Below are 20,415 nucleotides of genomic sequence, written 5' to 3' on the forward strand. Positions count from 1 at the left end.
GAGGAAGGGGCATTTAATTATGGGTATTAATATTGCAATTGACGGGCCCGCAGGTGCAGGAAAAAGCACAATCGCAAAAAAGGTGGCAAAGGAGCTGTCCTTTATCTATGTAGATACAGGAGCCATGTACCGTGCCATGGCACTTTATCTTCTGGAAAAAGGAATCAACGGTGATGAGAAAATCTCCGAAGCCTGTCACGGTGCGGATATCTCCATCCGCTATGAAAACGGCGAGCAGCAGGTGATCCTTAACGGAAAAAATGTAACTTCATTTCTCCGTAAGGAAGAGGTTGGAAACATGGCATCTGTAAGTTCTGCAAATCCGGAAGTGCGCGCACATCTTCTGAAACTACAGCGAAATCTTGCAGTTGAGAACAATGTGGTCATGGATGGAAGAGATATCGGAACTACCATTCTTCCGAATGCAGAAGTAAAGATCTTTCTGACTGCAAGTGCCAGAACCCGTGCCAACAGACGATATCTGGAGCTTACAGAGAAGGGAGAAGCCTGCGATCTGGAGGCAATCCTGAAAGATATTATTGACAGGGACGAGAGAGATATGAACCGAGCCGTTTCACCGCTGAAGCAGGCAGAAGATGCAGTTCTTGTTGATTCTTCTGAGATGGGAATTGACGAAGTTGTTGATAAAATTCTTTTTGTATACAGAGAAAAGGTGAACAGATGAAGGTAAAAGTTGCGGAAACTGCCGGATTCTGTTTCGGCGTACAAAGAGCAGTGGACCGGGTTTATGATCTGATCGGTTCCGATGCTGCACCTATTTATACATTGGGGCCTATCATCCATAATGAGGAAGTTGTCTCAGATCTGGAAAAAAAAGGCGTAGCTGTGATCAGTGAGGAGGATCTTGCAGATCTAAATGGCGGTACAGTTGTGATTCGTTCTCATGGTGTAGGCCGCAAGGTCTATAACAAGATCAAGAAATACGGTCTGGGATACGTAGATGTTACCTGTCCTTTTGTGCTGAAGATCCACAAGATCGTTGAGAGAGAAAGTGCCAGAGGTGCACATATTATGATTATCGGAGATCCGGATCATCCGGAAGTACAGGGAATCTGCGGATGGTGCCAGGGACCGTTTACAGTAATCAAAAATGCCGAAGATGCTGAAAAATTCAGCATTTCTCCGGATAAAGAAGTGTGCGTAGTATCACAGACGACATTTAATTACAACAAATTTCAAGAATTAGTTGAAATTCTCCGCAAAAAGAGTTATGATAATAATGTTTTAAATATTTTAAATATTTTAAACACTATTTGTAATGCTACCGAAGAACGGCAGAAAGAAGCTAAAGCGATAGCCGGAGAGGTAGACACTATGCTGGTTGTAGGCGGCCGACATAGTTCCAATACTCAAAAGCTGTTTGAAATATGTAAAAAGGAATGTGGAAATACTTACTATATACAAACACCTGTAGACTTGGATTCTGAAATGTTCCAATGCAGTAGTTGTGTAGGTATTACAGCAGGGGCTTCCACCCCAAAGAAAATTATTGAGGAGGTTCAAGAACATGTCAGAATTAAGTTTTGAACAGATGCTGGAAGATTCCGTAAAAACAATCAGAAATGGAGAGATCGTACAGGGTACCGTCATCGATGTAAAAGATGATGAGATCATCCTGAATATCGGCTATAAAGCAGACGGTATCATCACAAAGAACGAGTACACAAACGATTCAAGCGTTGTGCTTACAGACGTTGTTAAACCTGGCGATACCATGGAAGCAAAGGTTCTCAAAGTAAACGACGGAGAGGGACAGGTTACACTGACTTACAAACGTCTTGCAGCAGAGAAGGGAAACAAACGTCTTGAGGAGGCATTTGAGAACCAGGAGGTTCTGAAAGCTCCTGTAACACAGGTACTTGATGGTGGTCTTTGTGTTAACGTAGAGGAAACAAGAGTATTCATTCCTGCAAGCCTTGTATCCGACACATATGAGAAAGACCTTTCCAAATACGCAGATCAGGAGATCGAGTTTGTTATCACAGAGTTCAACCCAAGAAGACGCCGTATCATCGGTAACCGTAAACAGCTTCTTCTTGCTGAGAAAGCCGAGAAACAGAAAGAGCTTCTTGCTAAGATCAAAGCTGGTGACAAGGTTGAGGGTGTTGTTAAGAATGTTACAGATTTCGGTGCATTCATCGATCTCGGTGGAGCAGACGGACTTCTTCACATCTCTGAGATGTCCTGGGGCAGAGTAGAGAATCCGAAGAAGGTATTCAATGTTGGTGATAAAGTTACAGTTCTTATCAAAGAGATCAACGGAGATAAGATTGCACTTTCCCTTAAATTCCCGGAGGAGAACCCATGGCTTACAGCTGCTGAGGACTTCGCAGTAGGAAATGTAGTAAAAGGTAAAGTTGCACGTATGACAGATTTTGGTGCATTTGTTGAGCTTGCACCTGGAGTAGATGCACTTCTTCATGTATCTCAGATTTCCAGAGAGCACGTTGCTAAACCATCTGATGTACTTTCCATCGGACAGGAAATCGAGGCTAAAGTTGTTGATTTTAATGGCGAGGACAGAAAGATCAGCCTTAGCATGAAAGCACTTGAGGATTATTCTGCAGAGCAGACAGAGGAGTAATTTCTATCCGGAAGTTTGAACAGATATTGATATTCTGAGAATTATAAGAGACTGTTTCCATTTTGGCGGCAGTCTCTTTTTTAGTGTTTAATAATTCCTGTAACAGTAAAATGAACAAGCCCCGGGCATATGCTTTTACAGGCATATTCTGCAGTTCAGAAGCAAAATGTTCAGGGCTTTTTGGTTTATGCTGATCCTAGATATAATGAATTCATTTTAAAGTGGAGAGATAATAAGGCAGGCAATGTTTAAGATAAGTTTTCTGTTTGAGCGGATTCCGGACAAAGTCATCTGTTACAGAGAACCAGGTATAGCAGGTATCTTTTTTGGCAGGTTTACGAAGTTTCTTATCCATGCAGACACTTAATGTCTTTGGGATGGCTGTATCTTCTGAAGGAATATAATCATAATCCTTGTAATTGGAATAATACTGTTTTAAACGGCCGTTTTGGTGCTTTATGAGGAAACGAACGCGGTTTTTCTGACCGGTTATGTAGAATTTTTCACTATAATTGGAGAATTCCACAGGTAGACTGCAGGAAAGTACAAGGGTAAAAATTATTTGTTCGTCTAGAAATTCACAATTCAGAGGCTCATAACCTTCTTCGAAAAGACAGAGATAGGAAAGCATTGAGAGGATTTTTCCAAGTCCAAGAAGATCCTCCTGATTGTGGCCAAGTACAATATCAGCGGCCTCTTTTTTTTTGCCTGAAGCAAATTGTTTATAGTGACGGATACATGCCGCGCCATCGCAGTAATCACGCTGATCGATTCCGAGGAAAGCTTCCACAGAAGGCTGGTTCATTTTGGAAAGCTTCAGTAGCCCTTTCACGGGTTTCAGCTGTCGGTAAAGGTCCAGAGAAGGCAGGCTTTCAAAAGGAGAAGGCAATCCGTGAATCTGATAGCGGGCTTCCAGGTAAGGCTGGTCAAAACTGTCGCCGTTATACTGGATCGTGCAGGAAAAATTCTGTAAAAATTCCGAAAAAATTTTCAAAAGTTCGGGTTCTTCTTTCTCATCTTCGATCATCCACTGGTACATCTGCCAGTTTTTTTCTTCATAAGCCACAGCGCCGACAAGATACAGAAAAGTGGAATTTCGTGATAGTCCTGTTGTTTCAATGTCATAGAAAACCGGTACAAAATGCTCTGAAAACGCATGCTTTTTAGTCAATTTTTTAACAGTCTCAAAGTCCGGAAACCCTTGTAAAATCGGCATTTTTTTAACAATCATGTTAATTTCCTCCTTTATGGATTGTATCTAATTATACACAAAAAAACGTTTTTTCCATAGTGCAATTTTAGGTGAAATGAGTTATAGTATATTCGTGGAGTTGATGAAAATAACAGGAAATGGTACTGGATTTATGTGGGAATTGACAGTTATAAAAACTGATTAATATTACTTTATAATTTGATTTTTATCTGCAGTTTTCCTGGAACCGTGATCACTTCTATATGAAAGTATATCATAGTATGACAGATAGAATCAATCTATCATACATATATCAGAAACACGGAAATCAACTTTAAAAAAGAGTATGATGTGCACAGCACGGAAACGCAGCGTGCATGTACATGCAAACAATAAAGGAGGAGATGAGATCTATGGCATTTTTAACCTTCAGAGGTGGTATTCATCCTTATGACGGCAAAGATTTGTCAAAAAACTGTCCTGTTGAGAAGTATCTGCCGAAAGGAGATCTGGCAATTCTTGTATCTCAGCATATCGGAGCTCCGGCCAAGCCGATCGTGAAAAAAGGCGATCATGTGCTCGTAGGACAGAAAATCGCAGAAGCAGGTGGATTCGTTTCTGCACCGATACATTCATCTGTATCAGGAATTGTGAAAGGAATCGAGAAACGCCTGACAGCAGTAGGAGCCATGGGTGATGCGATCATCATTGAAAATGATGGACAATATGAATCGGTGGAATATACACCTGCCAATCTTTCCAACCTTTCCAAAGAAGACATTTTAAAAAGAATTCAGGAAGGCGGAGTTGTAGGACAGGGTGGTGCAGGCTTCCCGACACATGTGAAGCTTTCACCGAAGGAACCGGACAAGATCGACCACATTCTGGTAAATGGTGCGGAGTGCGAGCCTTATATTACCAGTGACTACCGCAGAATGATGGAAGAACCGGAGAATGTTGTAAAAGGACTGGAAGTAATCCTGAAAGTATTCCCGAAAGCATTGGGATGCATCTGTATCGAGGATAACAAGCCTGACTGTATTGCCAGAATGAAGGAAGCTATCAAAGGCAAAGAACGTATGGAAGTAAAAGAACTCAAGACCAAATATCCGCAGGGTGGTGAGCGTACTCTGATCTATGCGGTTACAGGCAGAGAGATCAATTCCACCATGCTTCCGGCAGATGTAGGATGTGTTGTTGATAACGTAGAAACCGTTACCTCTGTTTATAAAGCAGTAATCCTTGGTCAACCGGTCATCAGCCGTAATTTAACAGTTACAGGAGACGGCATCCGCACACCGAAAAACTTTTCCGTTCTTACAGGAACAGATCTGTCAGAACTTGTAGACGCTGCAGGTGGCCTGAAAGAAAAGATCGCGAAAGCAATTTCCGGTGGACCGATGATGGGATTTGCACTGTATGATCTTCACATCCCATGTACAAAGACAACCTCTTCCCTGCTTTTTCTGGAGCATGATGCAGTATCCGAGGCGAAGCAGATTCAGACTGCATGTATCAACTGCGGACGTTGCGTAAGCGTCTGTCCAGGCCATGTGGTTCCCGCCCGTCTTGCAACTCTTGCAGAGAACGGTGATATGGCAGGCTTCGAGAAGATGGATGGTATGGAGTGCTGTGAATGCGGCTGCTGCAGTTACATCTGTCCTGCCAAACGACCTCTGACTCAGAGTATTAAATCTATGAGAAAAATGGTTCTTGCCGAGCGCAAGAAAAAGAAATAGGGGGAGGAAAAACAATGGAACAAATGTATAACGTATCATCTAATCCCCATATCAGGGATAAAATGACTACCAGTCGTATCATGCAGCTGGTTGTGATCGCACTTCTGCCTGCGACATTATTTGGTATCTGGAATTTTGGTGTGCATGCACTTCTTGTAATTCTTGCAACGATTGCATCCAGTGTATTTTTTGAGTGGCTTTATGACCGTCTGATGCACAAGAAGAACACGACCAAAGATTTCAGTGCAGTTGTAACAGGTCTTCTGCTTGCTTTAAACATGCCGCCCCAGATTCCAATCTGGATGCCGATCCTTGGCAGTGCCTTTGCGATTATTGTTGTAAAACAGCTGTTCGGCGGACTTGGCCAGAACTTTATGAACCCGGCTCTTGCAGGAAGATGTTTCCTTATGATCTCTTTTGCCGGAAAGATGACTAACTTTGCAGTTTCCAAGAGCTCTCATGCAGTTGTGGATACTGTTACACAGGCAACACCTCTGGCGGCTCTGAAGAGCCAGGGATTTGTTGCGGGAACTTCCATTCCGGTAAAAAATCTCTTCCTTGGTAATATCCAGGGAACCATCGGTGAAACCTCCGCACTGGCAATCCTGATCGGTGCCGTGATCCTTCTTGCATTTAAGATCATTGATCTGAAAGTGCCACTTACATATATCGGAAGCTTCGCCGTATTTGTGATCCTTTATATGCTGGGAACAGGCAAAGGATTTGACGTGAACTATCTTTTCAGCCATATCTTCGGCGGCGGTCTGATGCTTGGCGCATGGTTCATGGCAACCGATTATGTAACCACACCGATCACACCGAAGGGACAGCTGGTATATGGATGCTGCCTTGGTATTGTAACAGCAGTGTTCCGTCTCTTTGGCGGTTCTGCAGAGGGTGTTTCCTATGCGATCATTTTCTGCAACCTTCTGGTTCCGCTTATTGAGAAAGTAACAAAACCGGTTGCTTTTGGAAAAGGAGGCAGGAAATAATGAGTAAGATTATCAGAAATACATTGATCCTTACGATCATTACAGTAGTTGCCGGACTTGGACTTGGACTGGTTTATGAAGTTACAAAAGAACCGATCGCAAGAACTGAAGAGCAGGCAAAAAAAGAAGCATGGCAGACAGTATTCAGTGATGTAAGCCTGGAAGATTTTAAAGCTGTAGATGTAGACCAGGAAGCAGCAGATAAAATAGTAGCAGATCTTGGGATAAAGGCAACAGTAGACGAGGTCTGCGAAGCAGCAGATGAGGGATATGTGGTAACTGTAACAGATAAACAGGGTTACGGCGGTGATATCCAGATTACAGTTGGCGTAACAAAAGACGGCACAGTCAGCGGCGTTTCCATTCTTTCCATCAGCGAGACTGCCGGTCTTGGAATGCGTGCTACAGAAGCTCAGTTCCAGGAGCAGTACGTTGGAAAGACTACCGATAAATTCTATGTATCCAAGGATGGCGGCGAGGGTGAGCCGATTGATGCCATCAGCGGTGCGACCATCACATCCAGAGCTTTTACCGGTGCAGTCAATACAGCTATCGGCTATTGCAAAAACGCATTTTAGGAGGGTAGTTGAATATGAATAAATGTGGTGAAAGATTAAAAAACGGTATTATAACCGAGAATCCGATTTTCGTTCTGATGCTGGGAATGTGTCCGACACTTGCGGTAACAACTTCAGCTATCAATGGTATTGGTATGGGACTTTCCACAACGATCGTTCTGGTCATGTCAAACCTGCTGATTTCCCTGCTTCGTAAAGTAATCCCGGATTCTGTCAGAATGCCGGCCTTTATCGTAGTTGTAGCATCTTTTGTAACGATCGTGCAGTTCCTTATGGAAGGTTTTACTCCTTCCCTTTATGATTCACTTGGAATTTATATTCCGCTGATCGTAGTTAACTGTATCATTCTGGGACGTGCAGAGAGCTATGCTTCCAAGAACCCGGTCCTTCCTTCTATTTTTGACGGACTTGGAATGGGACTTGGATTTACAGTTGGTCTGGTTGCCATTGGTCTTGTAAGAGAGATCCTTGGTTCCGGAAAAGCTTTCGGGGCACAGATCATTCCGGTTGCCGATGCAGCTACCGGTGCTGCCGGTTATACCCCGATCACTATCTTTATCCTTGCACCTGGAGCATTCCTGGTTCTTGCAGGACTTGCAGCAATCCAGAACAAAGTAAAGATCAACATGGCAAAGAAGGGCAAGGATGTTTCCAAGATCCAGTCCGGCTGCGGTTCCAACTGTGCAACCTGCGGCGGCTGTCCTTCTGAGAAAGAATAAAGGGGGAGTAGAAGATGGCAAGCTTAATGTTAATTGCTATTGGTTCTGCACTTTGCAGTAACGTTGTATTAAGCCAGTTCCTTGGAATCTGTTCTTTCCTGGGAGTTTCCAAGAAGACTGAAACTGCAGTCGGCATGGGAGGCGCGGTTGTATTCGTTATTACGATCGCATCTTTTGTTGCTTCGTTGTTATATAAATTTATCCTGGTACCGACACATTTTGAGTACCTGAAAACAATCGTATTTATCCTTGTTATCGCAGCACTGGTACAGATCGTAGAGATGTTCCTCAAGAAATTTGTTCCATCTCTTTACAAGGCGCTTGGTGTATACCTTCCGCTGATCACAACAAACTGTGCAGTTCTTGGTGTGGCGCTTAATAACGTAAAATATGAATACAGCATTCTTGAAAGTGTTGTAAACGGATTTGCAACAGGCGTGGGGTATCTGATCGCTATCGTATTACTTGCGGGAATCCGTGAAAAAATGGAGTACAACGATATTCCGGAATCCTTCCAGGGTATGCCGATCGTTCTGCTTACAGCAGCATTGATGGCTATTGCATTCTTTGGATTCTCCGGAATCGTATAGGAGGAAGAAGAGCATGAGTATAACAGGAATTATTATGGCTGCAGTCATTGTCGGCGGTACTGGTTTATTCATTGGTATCTTCCTTGGACTGGCAGATAAGAAATTAACTGTAAAGGTAGATGAAAAAGAAGAAGCCATTCTTGGCGTTCTTCCAGGTAATAACTGTGGTGGCTGCGGATATCCGGGATGTTCCGGACTTGCGGCAGCCATTGCCAAAGGAGAGGCTCCGGTTGATCAGTGTCCGGTCGGCGGCGCTCCGGTAGCTGCCAAGATTGGCGCGATCATGGGACAGGAAGTAAAAGAAACCGCACGTCAGGTTGCTTTTGTAAAATGTGCCGGAACCTGCGACAAGACAACTGAAAAGTATGAGTACACAGGCGTGGAAGACTGTGAGATGATGGCATTCATTCCTGGCAGTGGAGCAAAAAATTGTACTTTCGGATGTATGGGATTCGGAAGCTGTGTAAAGGCATGTCCGTTTGATGCCATCCATGTAGTAAATGGTGTTGCAGTAGTAGATCAGGAAGCATGTAAGGCCTGCGGCAAATGCGTCGCAAAATGCCCGCGTCATCTCATCGAGCTGGTGCCATATGACAAACAGATCCGTGTGGCCTGCAGCTCCCATGCAAAAGGAAAAGCTGTTACAACAGCCTGCGAGCTTGGCTGTATCGGCTGTAAGAAATGTGAGAAGAACTGTCCGTCAGAGGCGATTACAGTCACTGATTTCTGTGCACACATTGATTATGATAAGTGTACAGGCTGTGGTAAATGTAAAGAAGTCTGCCCGAGACATGTAATTCTGTAAAGAACGAAGTAACAAATGAGAACTGTCATCACAGAAATTTTTCTGTAAAATGGCAGTTCTTTTTTCTATGAAGTAAATCTTGGAGCTGTCCCTCCTGCTTGACAAAGAAATTATTGTTCAGTATAGTGAACGCATGAACAATAGGTAACAATTATCGGAGGTATCATAAAATATGGGATTTTCAGAAAATTTTGTATGGGGAGCAGCGACCAACTCCTATCAGATCGAAGGAATGGGGCGAGATTCCGGAAAAGGCATGAATTATTTAAAGAAGATGTAGCGCATATGAAAGAACTGGGGCTGAAAGGATATCGTTTTTCCATTGACTGGTCCCGGGTGCTGCCGGATGGTTTTGGAATCATTTATGTTGATTTCGAGACACAGGAGAGGATCTGGAAGGATTCTGCGTACTGGTCCAGAGAACTTATCAGCAGAAACGGGAATGATCTGTGAAAATTTTAAAAGGATAGTGTATGAATAAAATATTTAAAACAGCAATGTTTTTTACCGCATTTATTCCGTTATGGTTTACAGTTGTATTTATAGATGGAATGAGTATTGCGGATAAGACGAACACTACTATAGGTGCAGAGATAGCTGGAATAAGTGGAATTGTTGCTGGACTTATTATATCTGGAATAGTTATAGTTGGCTCGATGAAAGGAATAAGAAAAGAAAGTTTTAAGAAATATAAAATATTATCCGTACAACAGGAAAAGGGGATTACGTCAGAATTTTTACTATCATATATTCTTCCGCTATTTGCATTTGATTTTACAAAGTGGGTCAGCTTGGCGGAATTTTTGATCTATTTTCTGATTCTCATGTTTTTATGTGTCAGGAATAACAATGTATATGCAAATCTGTTTTTTGAAGTAAAAAAATATAAATTCTATACATGCGAAGTTCAGTGGGTGGCAGAAGGTGAAACTGATCCTCTGCAGATAATAGTTATCAGTAAGAAACCATTATCCGCATATAAGGAAAATGTAATTGAAATAGCACCGCTCGATAAACCGTTCTTCTTAGGAAAATGAAATTGGAACAGAGGATGGCACTTCGCAGACCCCTTTATCAAACATGTTAAGTTTGGTTTTACCGCAGATTGCAAGTGTGAAATTACGTGCGTTTTGCGGTTTGCTTAAATCGAATTTATGTGTGGCGGGATTAACAGGAATACGAAGTTCTTTTTTTAAGAGATCTTTATATTCCTGTTTTTGTAATTTCGCAACAATTTGCGCATCGTAAGTGATGAATTTTTTGGAGTTTTGCCCGGAGACAGCAAAAGTTTTATAGGATTCCATATCATCTATAAGATCAGCTGTTTCCAATTCGGCAAGGTGTTCCCGGCAGACGATTTTATGGGAATATTCAATGTTGAATATACTTTCAAAATTGTTATTTACAGAATAAAGCGTATGATCGGTTATTAAAATATCACAGCACCTGCCAAACTGAATCATTGGTTCCTGTGCTTCGACAACAGTATTATGACGGCTGACAAAGATTGGCGTACGCTTTTTGAAAGAAAGAACAGGATTCTTCTGAGTGAGAAAATAGAGATTCTTATCATTTCCATTTTCATCCTGATAGTTTCCGACAAAAATAAAAGCATTGGCAGAGATATTTTTTAGCTTGCATGTGTCATCACTGGTATTGATGTGATTAAGCAGAGAAGCCCAGGTTTTATGTATAAGTGAACTGTTAAGACTTAGCTTTTCAATTGTGCCTTTAGGATTCTGAGCCGTATATTCAAGAACACGCTCTTGATTTTTTACTTTATTAAAAAAATTAGAAGACATAGAATTTACTATGTTATTAAGTAATTCTTTAGGTTCAAAATGGAAAGCGTAGCATACGTATTCATTAGGATTTTTTTTATGATCGTATTCAATTAGATAGGCTTCCCAATGTGCAATGCGCTGGGCTGTGAGGATTGCCTTTTCAATTTTCTGAAGCGACATAAAGTACCTCCTGGTATTGGTGTGTAATCATAAATTAATCTTTTGTACGTGATGAAATATATTCAAAAAGGAATTCGTCACATTTTGAAGATATTTTATTATATTTATCTGATGTTGAAGCCTCACGCAATAAGCTGATACCATTGATCTTGGTACCCACAGGGATGTTGATTCCAAGCAGTGTGGATTCCTCAATTTCGTAATATTCTTCCTGTTCAGCGAGATTTTGAAAAGAAGAGAAAAACTTCTTCAAACTGACATCCGAATCAGAAGCATATTTTTTCAGCAATGCCTGAAACTCCTTTTTGGAAATCAGTACTCTGGAACTGTTAAGCTTTAACTGACCTTTTAAAAAGTGCAGATCTTCACTGTCCTCGTCCAGATTAAATTCATATTTACTGATAACCATCCGGTGAAGAGTTGGCCGCCTGTTGCCGCCGCTGGAAGTTGTCAGTACGGCACCGATCCTGCACAGAATATCCTGGGAGAATAAAAACATATGGTGAAATGAAAGAAAACATAATTCACCAATCTCAGCATTAGTCAGAGTGCAGTAACAGGAACCCATAGAGATTGAGATAACCATATCTCCTGTATATACTTTCCTGATAGGAGTGCCGGATACATCGATTTTTCCTGTATAGATTTCCAGGTTGACCCTGCAGCGGTTCTCATCAGATGCAGAAAGTGTGAGTTCGCCGTGGATCAATTTAGCCTCAGAGGAGATGGTCGAGTAGAAATATAGATAATACTTATTCCCGATATACCCTTTAAAAGCCGGTCGGTTAATCGAACATACCAGATTATCATTCTCTGGAATATAATGAGAAGAAAAACAGGTATTTGTAATGACTGTGCCGGGGCGAAAAGAGACAAGGTCAGCAGCATCTATATTTAGTGCACGTGCGATTTTCGCAATGTGTTCCAGGGTGAAGCTGGCCTTTCCAGACAGAAGTTTGGATAAGGTGGACTGGTTGATACCTGAATTCTCTGCCAGGATTTTTTGTGTAATTCCATGTTCTTGCATGATATGCCGTATGTTCTTCATGACTTTTTTTTCATATTTTATATAAAAGCCTTCATTTGATTCCATAAAAATCTCCAATCTACGGTAATAAAAAAGATAAAATTGTGATATAAAAATTATAACATTTCTTATGAGCTGCGTAAATGAAATAATTATATATCTAAATAAAATTTCTAAAATAGAATACAGATGACAATATAAGAACAAATAATTTCTATATACATAATTAAGTGCACATATTGAATAGAGGTAACGAGTGTGGTACAATAATATCCCGAGAAAAAAGCGAGGAAGAAAAAGTAACCCGGTCAGTAAGTGCATTTATGGAGCGTTGTGTGGAAACACACAATGAAAAAACAAATGAGTGTAGCAGTTGAGAGTGAATATGAAAGAGACGAACAGTATTTTGAAAACCGGAATACTGAGAATATAGAACTTGAAAAGGTTGCAGCGTGGATTAAAGGAGATCAGTTTGATTACGGTGAATGGGGCAGGATTGAATTAAGACCTGGGAGTATCCGGACAGAGGAAGATTCCAGAGCAAAGCCAAATGTATTCTCCAGTACAATCGCAGTTCAGACATTGCATGTATTAGGGGGTGATGCACCAGAAGAAGAAAAAAAGATGTGCGAATGGATGACTAAACTGAGGGATAAAAAAGGATACTTTCTCGGTGCTGGAGGTAAAAAAGAACCATATGGACAGCCAGAGACAGATCGAGTTAAGAATATCCGCCATACAGCAAGAGGACTGGATTATCTGCTCCGGACAGGACGGTTTATTGACCGCAAAGATGCAAAAGTACTGCGAAAGATATTGAAAGCCCAGAACTCAAAAGATGGTGGCTTTCCTCAGTTTTTTGAAGAAGACTCGGAGATATGGTCGACTTCTTATTTTGTGAACCTGATGATAACATTAAAAGGACCAAAGGGAGTAGCATTGTTAAGAAAAACGCCGGAGGAAAGTGAGGCCGAGATAATAAATGAGATAGAAGGAAAGATAAGAGACGCGATTCAATTCCTTCGAAAAAATAAAAATAAGAATAAAATATGGGGAAGATGCAAGGAACGTTATGAGGCAACAACCACGGGAGTTATGATTCAAATAGGTCCATATCTTGTGGAGGAATGGCCTGAAGAATACAGGGAGATCATGTATCAGCTGGGCAAAATCCCGGTCAAACGCAGATATACCAGGTTGTATCTCGCACTTATAGGAATGCATTTGTTTAGGAAGGAAGAACAGCAGAGGATTTTTTGCGCTCTTCGGGAGGATGAGAGAAGATTTGAAGAGGTTGAAAAAGTGGACTTTGTTGAGGTTCTGGCATATGGCTGGATCCAGAAGTTCGGAAATAATATAGGAATGCTTGACTATTATAACAGCCTGAATCATGGACATGAACTGGTACTGCCAGAAGAATTAACCGGAAAAGACGAGAGAAAGATTCAGACAGAATATATGAAATGGTGTCTGCAGCAGTACAGGGAATTCCAGGAATATAAGAAAAATATTGAAATTGAGACGGCAGTAAATGAGACTGCGATCATAGACAAAACCAAATTATGGATATTCTGCCAGAGATTATTTCAGAAATACAAATTTTATATTGAAGAAAAAGGCGGCTGGAAAGACTTCTGGGATGGAGATAAGCACGTACTGGAAAAGGAAACACAAAACAAGTTCTGGAGTTATGCAGATGCGTTTCTTGACGGACATGAGATTATCACAAACAGGGAAAAGTATACCGGATGCGGAATGGTTGATTTTGAATTCAGCAATGGATACCAAAAAAGCATATTGGTAGAATTCAAGCTTCTTTCCAACAGAGGCCTGCAAAGTGACGGCGGTCTCAGCCAGATCCAGCAGTATATGGTCAGTACGAAGACGGATACGGCATTCCTGGTCGTGTTCGGGTTTGATGAAAAAGATGCAGAGATGGTAGGAAAAATAGAAGCTGCAATAAAACAATTCCAAATGCGCGAGACAGACAAATTTATAGAATTGGTATACATAGATGCTTCAAAGAAGCTCAGTGCCAGTAAATTGTACACAGTTTAGAAGCGAATTGAACAAAAAAACAAACTTGACACATAATCCCATTTTCGACAGTTAAATAAAAATAAAGTGGCAGAATCCTTTGATTTTACTCAATATCATGATGCTGGGGTCAAAAGGTGACCTCATAGTACCTTGCTACAAGTTTTATTTTTGTAGCAAGGATCTAAGAAATATGTCATTCATAGAGATATTAAAAAACTATGTTTTGACCCCGGCATCATGACATTGCCTCTGAACAGTAACATAAAATACGGAAAATTACAGTTTCCAGCTAAAAATATTTGACCAGTGAATTTCCAGGGGCTATAATAAAGTATAAAATATTCAGTACACTTCAAGGAGAACAATTCATGAGCAAGATTATTTTAACTGGCGACCGCCCGACGGGACGCCTTCATGTAGGTCATTATGTTGGATCACTGGCAGAGCGTGTGAAACTGCAGAATTCCGGCTTATATGACGAAATTTATATTATGATCGCAGATGCGCAGGCACTTACAGATAATGCGGAACATCCGGAGAAAGTACGTCAGAACATCCTTCAGGTTTCACTGGACTATCTGGCTTGCGGACTTGACCCGGCGAAATCCAACATTTTCATTCAGTCTATGGTGCCGGAGCTTACTGAGCTTACTTTCTATTATATGAATCTGGTAACAGTGGCACGTGTACAGCGTAACCCTACTGTTAAATCTGAGATCAAGATGCGTAATTTTGAAGCCAGCATTCCGGTTGGATTCTTCTGCTATCCGATCAGCCAGGCAGCAGATATCACAGCTTTCCGTGCAACACATGTGCCGGTAGGTGAGGATCAGCTTCCGATGCTTGAGCAGTGCAAGGAGATCGTTCATAAGTTTAATACCGTTTATGGTGAGACTTTAACAGATCCGGAGATCGTTCTTTCTTCCAATAAGGCATGTTTACGTCTTCCTGGTATCGACGGAAAGGCTAAGATGAGTAAGTCTCTCGGAAACTGCATCTATCTTTCTGATGAGGAGGATGTTGTTAAGAAGAAGATCATGTCCATGTTTACAGACCCGAACCATCTTCGTGTTCAGGATCCGGGTCGTGTAGAAGGTAACCCGGTATTTATCTATCTGGATGCATTCAGCCGTCCGGAGCATTTCTCTGAGTTCCTTCCTGAGTACCAGAATCTGGACGAGCTTAAAGAGCATTACCAGAGAGGCGGCCTTGGCGACGTGAAGGTCAAGAAATTCCTGAACAACGTAATGCAGGCAGAGCTGGGACCGATCCGCGAGAGAAGAAAAATGTGGGAACAGCGTACTGCTGATGTATTTGACATCCTGAAAGCAGGTACAGAAGTTGCAAGAGAGAAGGCAGCAGCAACTCTTCACGATGTACGTTCTTCCATGAGGATCAACTATTTCGAGGATCAGGATTTCCTGAATCAGTAATAGAATAGTTACTGTTCACTGGTAATATCCCGCGAGGTGTTTTTTGTGAGCAAAGGTCACAGAAAACCCGAGACATACCGCGCGAATTTATGCAATCAGCATAAATTCTGTGCATCGCGAAGCGTGTTACTGAGAACGGAGTGAACAGTAACATAGAATAATGATCAGCCCGGGACATATGTATTCCGGGTTGATTTTTTTTTCAAATTGTGTTAGTATTTCATCCATATGGGAAACAGATGTTCAGCTATTGTTGTGTACAGGTAACACACTGTTCCCGGGAAGGAGCAGTTGATTTTGATTTCTTTTGTAAAAGGTAAGGTAGCGGATATCAGTGAGAACAACCTGGTGGTGGAAAACGGCGGCATTGGTTATGAGATCTATATGACAGGACAGGATCTTAGGAAAGCACGTGTTGGTGAAGAGAAGAAGATAAATACGTTTCTGTATGTAAGAGAAGATATTCTTCAGTTATACGGATTTTTTTCAAAGGATGATCTTGGGATGTTCAGGCTTCTTCTGGGAGTGAATGGTGTAGGACCTAAGGGAGCACTTGGCATTCTTTCCGGGATCAGTGCAGATGAGCTGCGTTTTGCAGTGCTTTCCGATGATGTGAAGACAATCTCGAAAGCACCTGGAATCGGTAAGAAAACAGCTCAGAAGATGATTCTGGAGCTGAAAGATAAACTGAAGCTGGAAGATGCCTTTGAGATGAAGCTTGCTCATCAGCAGGAGGATGCAATGGAGGGGGCAGCAGATCTTCGGGACAGCCGTCAGGAAGCTGTGGAAGCACTGGTTGCCCTTGGATATAGTTCGGCAGATTCGCTTCGTGCAGTACGTAAGGTTCCGGACGATGTTCCCGCAGACGATGTGGAGGCGATTCTCCGCGCTGCATTGAAGAATTTTTGATATTTAGTAGAACGGAGCATAACAGATGGAGAACAGGATCATTACAACAGACGTTACAGAAGAGGATTTTTCCCTGGAGGGGAATTTAAGGCCTCAGAGTCTGGATGAGTATATTGGTCAGCAGAAAACCAAGGATACCCTGAAAATCTATATTGAAGCTGCAAAACAGAGACACGATTCTCTGGATCACGTGCTTTTTTACGGCCCTCCGGGTCTTGGAAAGACGACACTTTCTGCCATCATCGCCAATGAGATGGGTACACATATGAAAGTTACATCCGGCCCAGCTATTGAGAAGCCGGGAGAGATGGCTGCGATTCTGAATAATCTTCAGGAAGGAGATGTGCTGTTTGTGGATGAGATCCACAGGCTGAATCGCCAGGTAGAAGAGGTTCTTTATCCGGCAATGGAAGATTTTGCTATTGATATTATGATCGGAAAAGGCGCATCTGCACGTTCCATCCGACTGGATCTTCCGAAATTTACCCTTGTAGGAGCAACTACCAGGGCAGGACTTCTCTCTGCACCGCTCCGTGACCGTTTTGGTGTCACCCAGCGCCTGGAATTTTATGATAAGAAAGAACTGACGACGATTATCCTGCGTTCTGCACAGGTTCTGGGCGTGGATATTGAGCCGAAAGGTGCTGCGGAAATCGCCAAACGTTCCAGAGGAACACCGCGACTGGCTAACCGTCTCCTGAAACGTGTGAGAGATTTTGCCCAGGTGAAATATGATGGTGTGATCACCTATGATGTAGCCTGTTTTGCACTGGATCTTCTCGAGGTGGATCAGTATGGACTGGATAAGACGGATCGACGTATTTTACAAACTTTAATCCTGAATTTTCAGGGCGGTCCGGTAGGTCTTGAGACGCTTGCAGCCTCTATTGGAGAGGATTCCGGAACCCTGGAAGATGTGTATGAACCATACCTTCTGCAGAATGGTTTCCTGAACAGAACTCCCCGTGGAAGGATGGCTTCTGTGCTGGCATACACCCATCTTGGATATCCTCGTCCCGATTTATCGACAAAATAATAGAAAAACTTCTATACATTTTAGCTGTAATCAGTTATAATATAGACAGTTGTGAGCCAGCAGAGCTGACAACAGAGAGGAATGTTGCTGAGAGAACAGGCAGCAGATGAATTCAGGAGGCTTTACGAATGGCGGTAAAGAATACAGCACAGGTTGTTATCGACGGAAAGATCATTACTCTGGGCGGATATGAGTCTGAGGAGTATTTCCAGAAGGTTGCGGCCTATATGAATAATAAGATTGGTGAACTGAGTCAGATGCCGGGATATTCCAGACAGGCCATGGAAACCAAGCATACACTTCTCAGTTTGAATATTACAGATGATTACTTCAAGGCGAAGAAGCAGGCAGAGATCTTTGAGCAGGATCTGCAGCAGAAGGATCAGGAGATGTATGACCTGAAACATGAGCTGATCTCATTGAAGATGCAGATTGAAGAGGCGAAGAAAGCAGAGCAGGAAGCTCAGGACCAGAAGAATCTTCTGGACGGTAAGGTTAAGGAACTGGAGAAAGAGCTTGATGAATTGCTCAAATAAGAATGGGGGGATTGCTTCGGTAATCCTCTTTTGTTTTACAGATTAACAGACAGGAGATGAGGGAATACTTTGAAAAAGATAGTAACAGAGCTGCTTTCGCCAGCTGGCTCCTATGAGAGTTTTGAGGCGGCGATAGGTGCGGGCGCAGATGCTGTATATGTAGGCGGTCCGGCTTTTGGAGCGAGGGCATATGCCAGGAATTTTACCCAGGAGGAGCTGATTGCTGCTATTGAGACAGCACATCTCCATAATCGTAAATTATATCTTACAGTGAACACACTTTTAAAAAACAGAGAGATGGAAGGACAGCTTTTTGAGTATCTGGCCCCTTATTATGAGGCAGGGCTCGATGCTGTGATCGTACAGGATCTGGGTGTGTTTTCTTTTATCCGCAGGAATTTCCCGGATCTTGATATCCATGCCAGCACACAGATGACTGTGACTGGTCCGGAGGGAATGAAATTTCTGGAAGAAAAAGGAGCTACCCGTGTAGTTCCTGCAAGAGAGCTTTCGCTGGAAGAAATTTCTGCCATGCATCAGGCCAGTCCTCTGGAAATTGAGACTTTTATCCACGGGGCATTGTGTTACAGCTATTCCGGTCAGTGTCTTATGAGCAGTATTTTTGGCGGAAGAAGTGGAAACAGAGGTCGCTGCGCTCAGCCTTGCAGACTTCCATACAGCGCAACTTGTGATCACCATAAATATAAAGGGGACAAAGATTTCTGTGCTTTAAGTCTTAAGGATATCTGTACGCTGGATATTCTTCCGGATATACTGGAGGCTGGTGTAATGTCTCTGAAGATTGAGGGGCGTATGAAGCAGCCTGGTTATACCGCAGGAGTTACCTCTGTATACAGAAAATATCTGGATCTTTATCTCAGCGGAAAAGAATACCGCGTGCAGGATACAGACAGGAAATATCTTCTGGAACTTTTCAGCAGAGGCGGTTCCTGCAGGGGATATTACGATATGTATCGTGGTCCTGAGATGATGGCTTTTGCCAATGAGAAGAAATCCGGCAATATCCAGCCGGAGATCAGAAAAATAAAAGAAAAAATTCATGGGAATTTAATACTTTCTCCAGAAAGTCCTGTTATACTGGAAATAACCTGTGGAGATAAAACAGTGACTGCCATGGGCGGTGAAGTGCAGTTTGCCAAGAACCAGCCTATGGAAGAGCAGAGGATCCGTCAGCAGCTGGAAAAACTGGGAAATACAGAATTTCAGTGGGAAAGCCTTAACATTGAGATCAATGGAAGGATTTTCGTTCCTGTAAAGGTTCTCAATGAAGTGCGCAGAGCTGCGCTGGAACAGCTGCGTGAAGAAATGATCGGAACCAGACGGAGAGAACCTGCTGAAAAGCAACCTTTCTCTGGAAAAAATCTTCCGGTTTGTACAGAAAAGAATTCCTGTAATGAGAAGCTTCCGCTGTATGTCTCCTGTGAAAGGACAGATGTTGCAGAGGTACTTCTGGAAGAAGAGGGGATTACAGGCTTTTATCTTTCTTTTGATACCATGAAGAAATGTTTTTCACCGGAACTTGCGGGGCGAAAGGAGCTTTATCTTTCTACGCCGCATATCCATCGCGGAGAGATTCCAGAGGTATGGATCCGAAATGCGAAGGAGTGGCTTGATCAGGGAATGAGAGGTTTTCTGGTACGCAGCCTGGAATCTTATGCAGCACTGAAAGAACTGGGATATAAAGAGAAATGTGTGCTGGATGCTTCCATGTATACCTGGAATGATGAAGCCGAGGCGTTCTGGAGAGAAGAGGGCGTTCTTAAGAATACCATTCCTCTGGAACTGAATGAGGGAGAACTTAAGCACAGGGATAATCGTTCTTCCGAACTTCATCTGTATGGATATATTCCGCTGATGATCTCAGCCCAGTGTGTACGTAAGAATCTGTTCGGATGCACAGGAAAATGCGAGACTATCTATCTGAAAGACCGGTACAACAGCGAATTTTCAGTGAAATGCTGCTGTGCTCCGTGGGAAAGTGCCTGTCCTGAAGCTGCGAAATACTGTTATAATATTATATATAACAGTATTCCCTATGGACTTCCCGGGGAAAAGGAGCGCGTAGAGAAACTAAAATTACAGTCACTGCGACTTGCTTTTACCATCGAGAAACCATCAGAGGCAAGAGCAGTACTGGAGGAATTCAAGGGTATTTACCATGGAAATGCAAAACCTTCCGGACGCAGGTATACAAAAGGCCATTTTAAAAGAGGAGCCGAGTAAAAGTGT

The 20,415-nt window shown here is 42.5% G+C and carries 20 protein-coding genes and 1 pseudogene; 18 read left to right on the forward strand and 3 right to left on the reverse strand.

Annotation, left to right across the window (positions count from 1 at the left end):
* The first annotated feature begins 19 nt into the window (after positions 1-19).
* Genes cmk through rpsA form a run of 3 tightly spaced genes read left to right on the forward strand, consistent with a single transcriptional unit; the run spans position 20 to position 2,605 of the window.
* Positions 20-685: a (d)CMP kinase gene (gene cmk, locus HFM85_RS08470; RefSeq protein WP_173737805.1), complete on the forward strand. Its 666-nt coding sequence runs from the start codon at positions 20-22 to the stop codon at positions 683-685.
* Positions 682-1,548: a 4-hydroxy-3-methylbut-2-enyl diphosphate reductase gene (gene ispH, locus HFM85_RS08475; protein ID WP_173737806.1), complete on the forward strand. Its 867-nt coding sequence runs from the start codon at positions 682-684 to the stop codon at positions 1,546-1,548. The genes cmk and ispH overlap by 4 nt, the downstream gene beginning before the upstream one ends.
* A complete protein-coding gene (gene rpsA, locus HFM85_RS08480) occupies positions 1,529-2,605 on the forward strand; it encodes a 30S ribosomal protein S1 (RefSeq protein WP_173737807.1) in 1,077 nt (358 codons plus the stop codon). The genes ispH and rpsA overlap by 20 nt, the downstream gene beginning before the upstream one ends.
* Before the next feature lie 211 nt (positions 2,606-2,816).
* Here the strand turns inward: rpsA and HFM85_RS08485 are convergent, their stop codons facing one another.
* Positions 2,817-3,836 carry a ribonuclease H-like domain-containing protein gene (locus tag HFM85_RS08485; protein ID WP_173737808.1) on the reverse strand — a complete coding sequence of 340 codons (1,020 nt, stop codon included), beginning with the start codon at positions 3,834-3,836 and terminating at the stop codon, positions 2,817-2,819.
* Positions 3,837-4,210: 374 nt separating this feature from the next.
* Here HFM85_RS08485 and rsxC point away from each other — a divergent pair, with 374 nt between their 5' ends.
* From rsxC to HFM85_RS08525, 9 genes and pseudogenes are all read left to right on the forward strand, one after another.
* Positions 4,211-5,536 (forward strand): electron transport complex subunit RsxC, encoded by a 1,326-nt coding sequence (rsxC, locus tag HFM85_RS08490; RefSeq protein WP_173737809.1) that lies wholly within the window; start codon positions 4,211-4,213, stop codon positions 5,534-5,536.
* A 14-nt stretch (positions 5,537-5,550) separates the two neighbouring features.
* Complete coding sequence (locus HFM85_RS08495; RefSeq protein WP_173737810.1) at positions 5,551-6,528, forward strand: RnfABCDGE type electron transport complex subunit D; 978 nt, start codon at positions 5,551-5,553, stop codon at positions 6,526-6,528.
* Positions 6,528-7,106 carry an RnfABCDGE type electron transport complex subunit G gene (locus HFM85_RS08500; RefSeq protein WP_173737811.1) on the forward strand — a complete coding sequence of 193 codons (579 nt, stop codon included), beginning with the start codon at positions 6,528-6,530 and terminating at the stop codon, positions 7,104-7,106. The genes HFM85_RS08495 and HFM85_RS08500 overlap by 1 nt, the downstream gene beginning before the upstream one ends.
* 14 nt (positions 7,107-7,120) lie before the next feature.
* The gene (rsxE, locus tag HFM85_RS08505) at positions 7,121-7,825 is read left to right on the forward strand and encodes an electron transport complex subunit RsxE (RefSeq protein WP_173737812.1); all 705 of its coding nucleotides are present in this window, start codon (positions 7,121-7,123) and stop codon (positions 7,823-7,825) included.
* Between the two features lie 14 nt (positions 7,826-7,839).
* Positions 7,840-8,415, forward strand: coding sequence for an electron transport complex protein RnfA (locus HFM85_RS08510; RefSeq protein WP_119238810.1), 576 nt, complete (start codon positions 7,840-7,842; stop codon positions 8,413-8,415).
* 13 nt (positions 8,416-8,428) lie between these two features.
* The gene (locus HFM85_RS08515; protein ID WP_173737813.1) at positions 8,429-9,220 is read left to right on the forward strand and encodes an RnfABCDGE type electron transport complex subunit B; all 792 of its coding nucleotides are present in this window, start codon (positions 8,429-8,431) and stop codon (positions 9,218-9,220) included.
* A gap of 172 nt (positions 9,221-9,392) precedes the next feature.
* A pseudogene (locus HFM85_RS16780) lies at positions 9,393-9,577 on the forward strand (family 1 glycosylhydrolase); the annotation flags it as partial.
* Positions 9,557-9,673, forward strand: a complete 117-nt coding sequence (locus tag HFM85_RS16245) for a family 1 glycosylhydrolase (protein ID WP_408609588.1) — start codon at positions 9,557-9,559, stop codon at positions 9,671-9,673. The pseudogene HFM85_RS16780 and the gene HFM85_RS16245, both read left to right, overlap by 21 nt.
* 20 nt (positions 9,674-9,693) lie before the next feature.
* A complete protein-coding gene (locus tag HFM85_RS08525) occupies positions 9,694-10,257 on the forward strand; it encodes a hypothetical protein (RefSeq protein ID WP_173737814.1) in 564 nt (187 codons plus the stop codon).
* On the opposite strand, the gene HFM85_RS08530 is transcribed toward HFM85_RS08525, so the two are convergent.
* Both HFM85_RS08530 and HFM85_RS08535 read right to left on the reverse strand, forming a co-directional pair.
* On the reverse strand, positions 10,246-11,184 hold the full coding sequence (locus HFM85_RS08530) for a DUF4868 domain-containing protein (protein ID WP_173737815.1): 939 nt from the start codon (positions 11,182-11,184) through the stop codon (positions 10,246-10,248). The two genes, HFM85_RS08525 and HFM85_RS08530, sit on opposite strands and share 12 nt — an antisense overlap.
* A gap of 34 nt (positions 11,185-11,218) precedes the next feature.
* Positions 11,219-12,277: a helix-turn-helix domain-containing protein gene (locus HFM85_RS08535; RefSeq protein ID WP_173737816.1), complete on the reverse strand. Its 1,059-nt coding sequence runs from the start codon at positions 12,275-12,277 to the stop codon at positions 11,219-11,221.
* Positions 12,278-12,559: 282 nt separating this feature from the next.
* Between HFM85_RS08535 and HFM85_RS08540 the strand changes: the two genes are divergently transcribed.
* The 6 genes from HFM85_RS08540 to HFM85_RS08565 all read left to right on the forward strand — a co-directional run bounded on the left by HFM85_RS08540 (position 12,560) and on the right by HFM85_RS08565 (position 20,409).
* Positions 12,560-14,269, forward strand: a complete 1,710-nt coding sequence (locus HFM85_RS08540) for a prenyltransferase/squalene oxidase repeat-containing protein (RefSeq protein ID WP_173737817.1) — start codon at positions 12,560-12,562, stop codon at positions 14,267-14,269.
* Between the two features lie 350 nt (positions 14,270-14,619).
* Positions 14,620-15,684: a tryptophan--tRNA ligase gene (gene trpS, locus HFM85_RS08545; RefSeq protein ID WP_173737818.1), complete on the forward strand. Its 1,065-nt coding sequence runs from the start codon at positions 14,620-14,622 to the stop codon at positions 15,682-15,684.
* 297 nt (positions 15,685-15,981) lie between these two features.
* The gene (gene ruvA / locus HFM85_RS08550; protein ID WP_173737819.1) at positions 15,982-16,593 is read left to right on the forward strand and encodes a Holliday junction branch migration protein RuvA; all 612 of its coding nucleotides are present in this window, start codon (positions 15,982-15,984) and stop codon (positions 16,591-16,593) included.
* A gap of 25 nt (positions 16,594-16,618) precedes the next feature.
* Positions 16,619-17,629, forward strand: a complete 1,011-nt coding sequence (gene ruvB, locus HFM85_RS08555; protein ID WP_173737820.1) for a Holliday junction branch migration DNA helicase RuvB — start codon at positions 16,619-16,621, stop codon at positions 17,627-17,629.
* 128 nt (positions 17,630-17,757) lie between these two features.
* On the forward strand, positions 17,758-18,165 hold the full coding sequence (locus HFM85_RS08560) for a cell division protein ZapA (RefSeq protein WP_119238804.1): 408 nt from the start codon (positions 17,758-17,760) through the stop codon (positions 18,163-18,165).
* 69 nt (positions 18,166-18,234) lie between these two features.
* Positions 18,235-20,409 (forward strand): peptidase U32 family protein, encoded by a 2,175-nt coding sequence (locus tag HFM85_RS08565; RefSeq protein ID WP_173737821.1) that lies wholly within the window; start codon positions 18,235-18,237, stop codon positions 20,407-20,409.
* The last annotated feature ends 6 nt before the right edge of the window (positions 20,410-20,415 follow it).

It is taken from the genome of Blautia schinkii (genome assembly GCF_013304825.1).
GTDB lineage: Bacteria > Bacillota > Clostridia > Lachnospirales > Lachnospiraceae > Blautia_A > Blautia_A schinkii_B.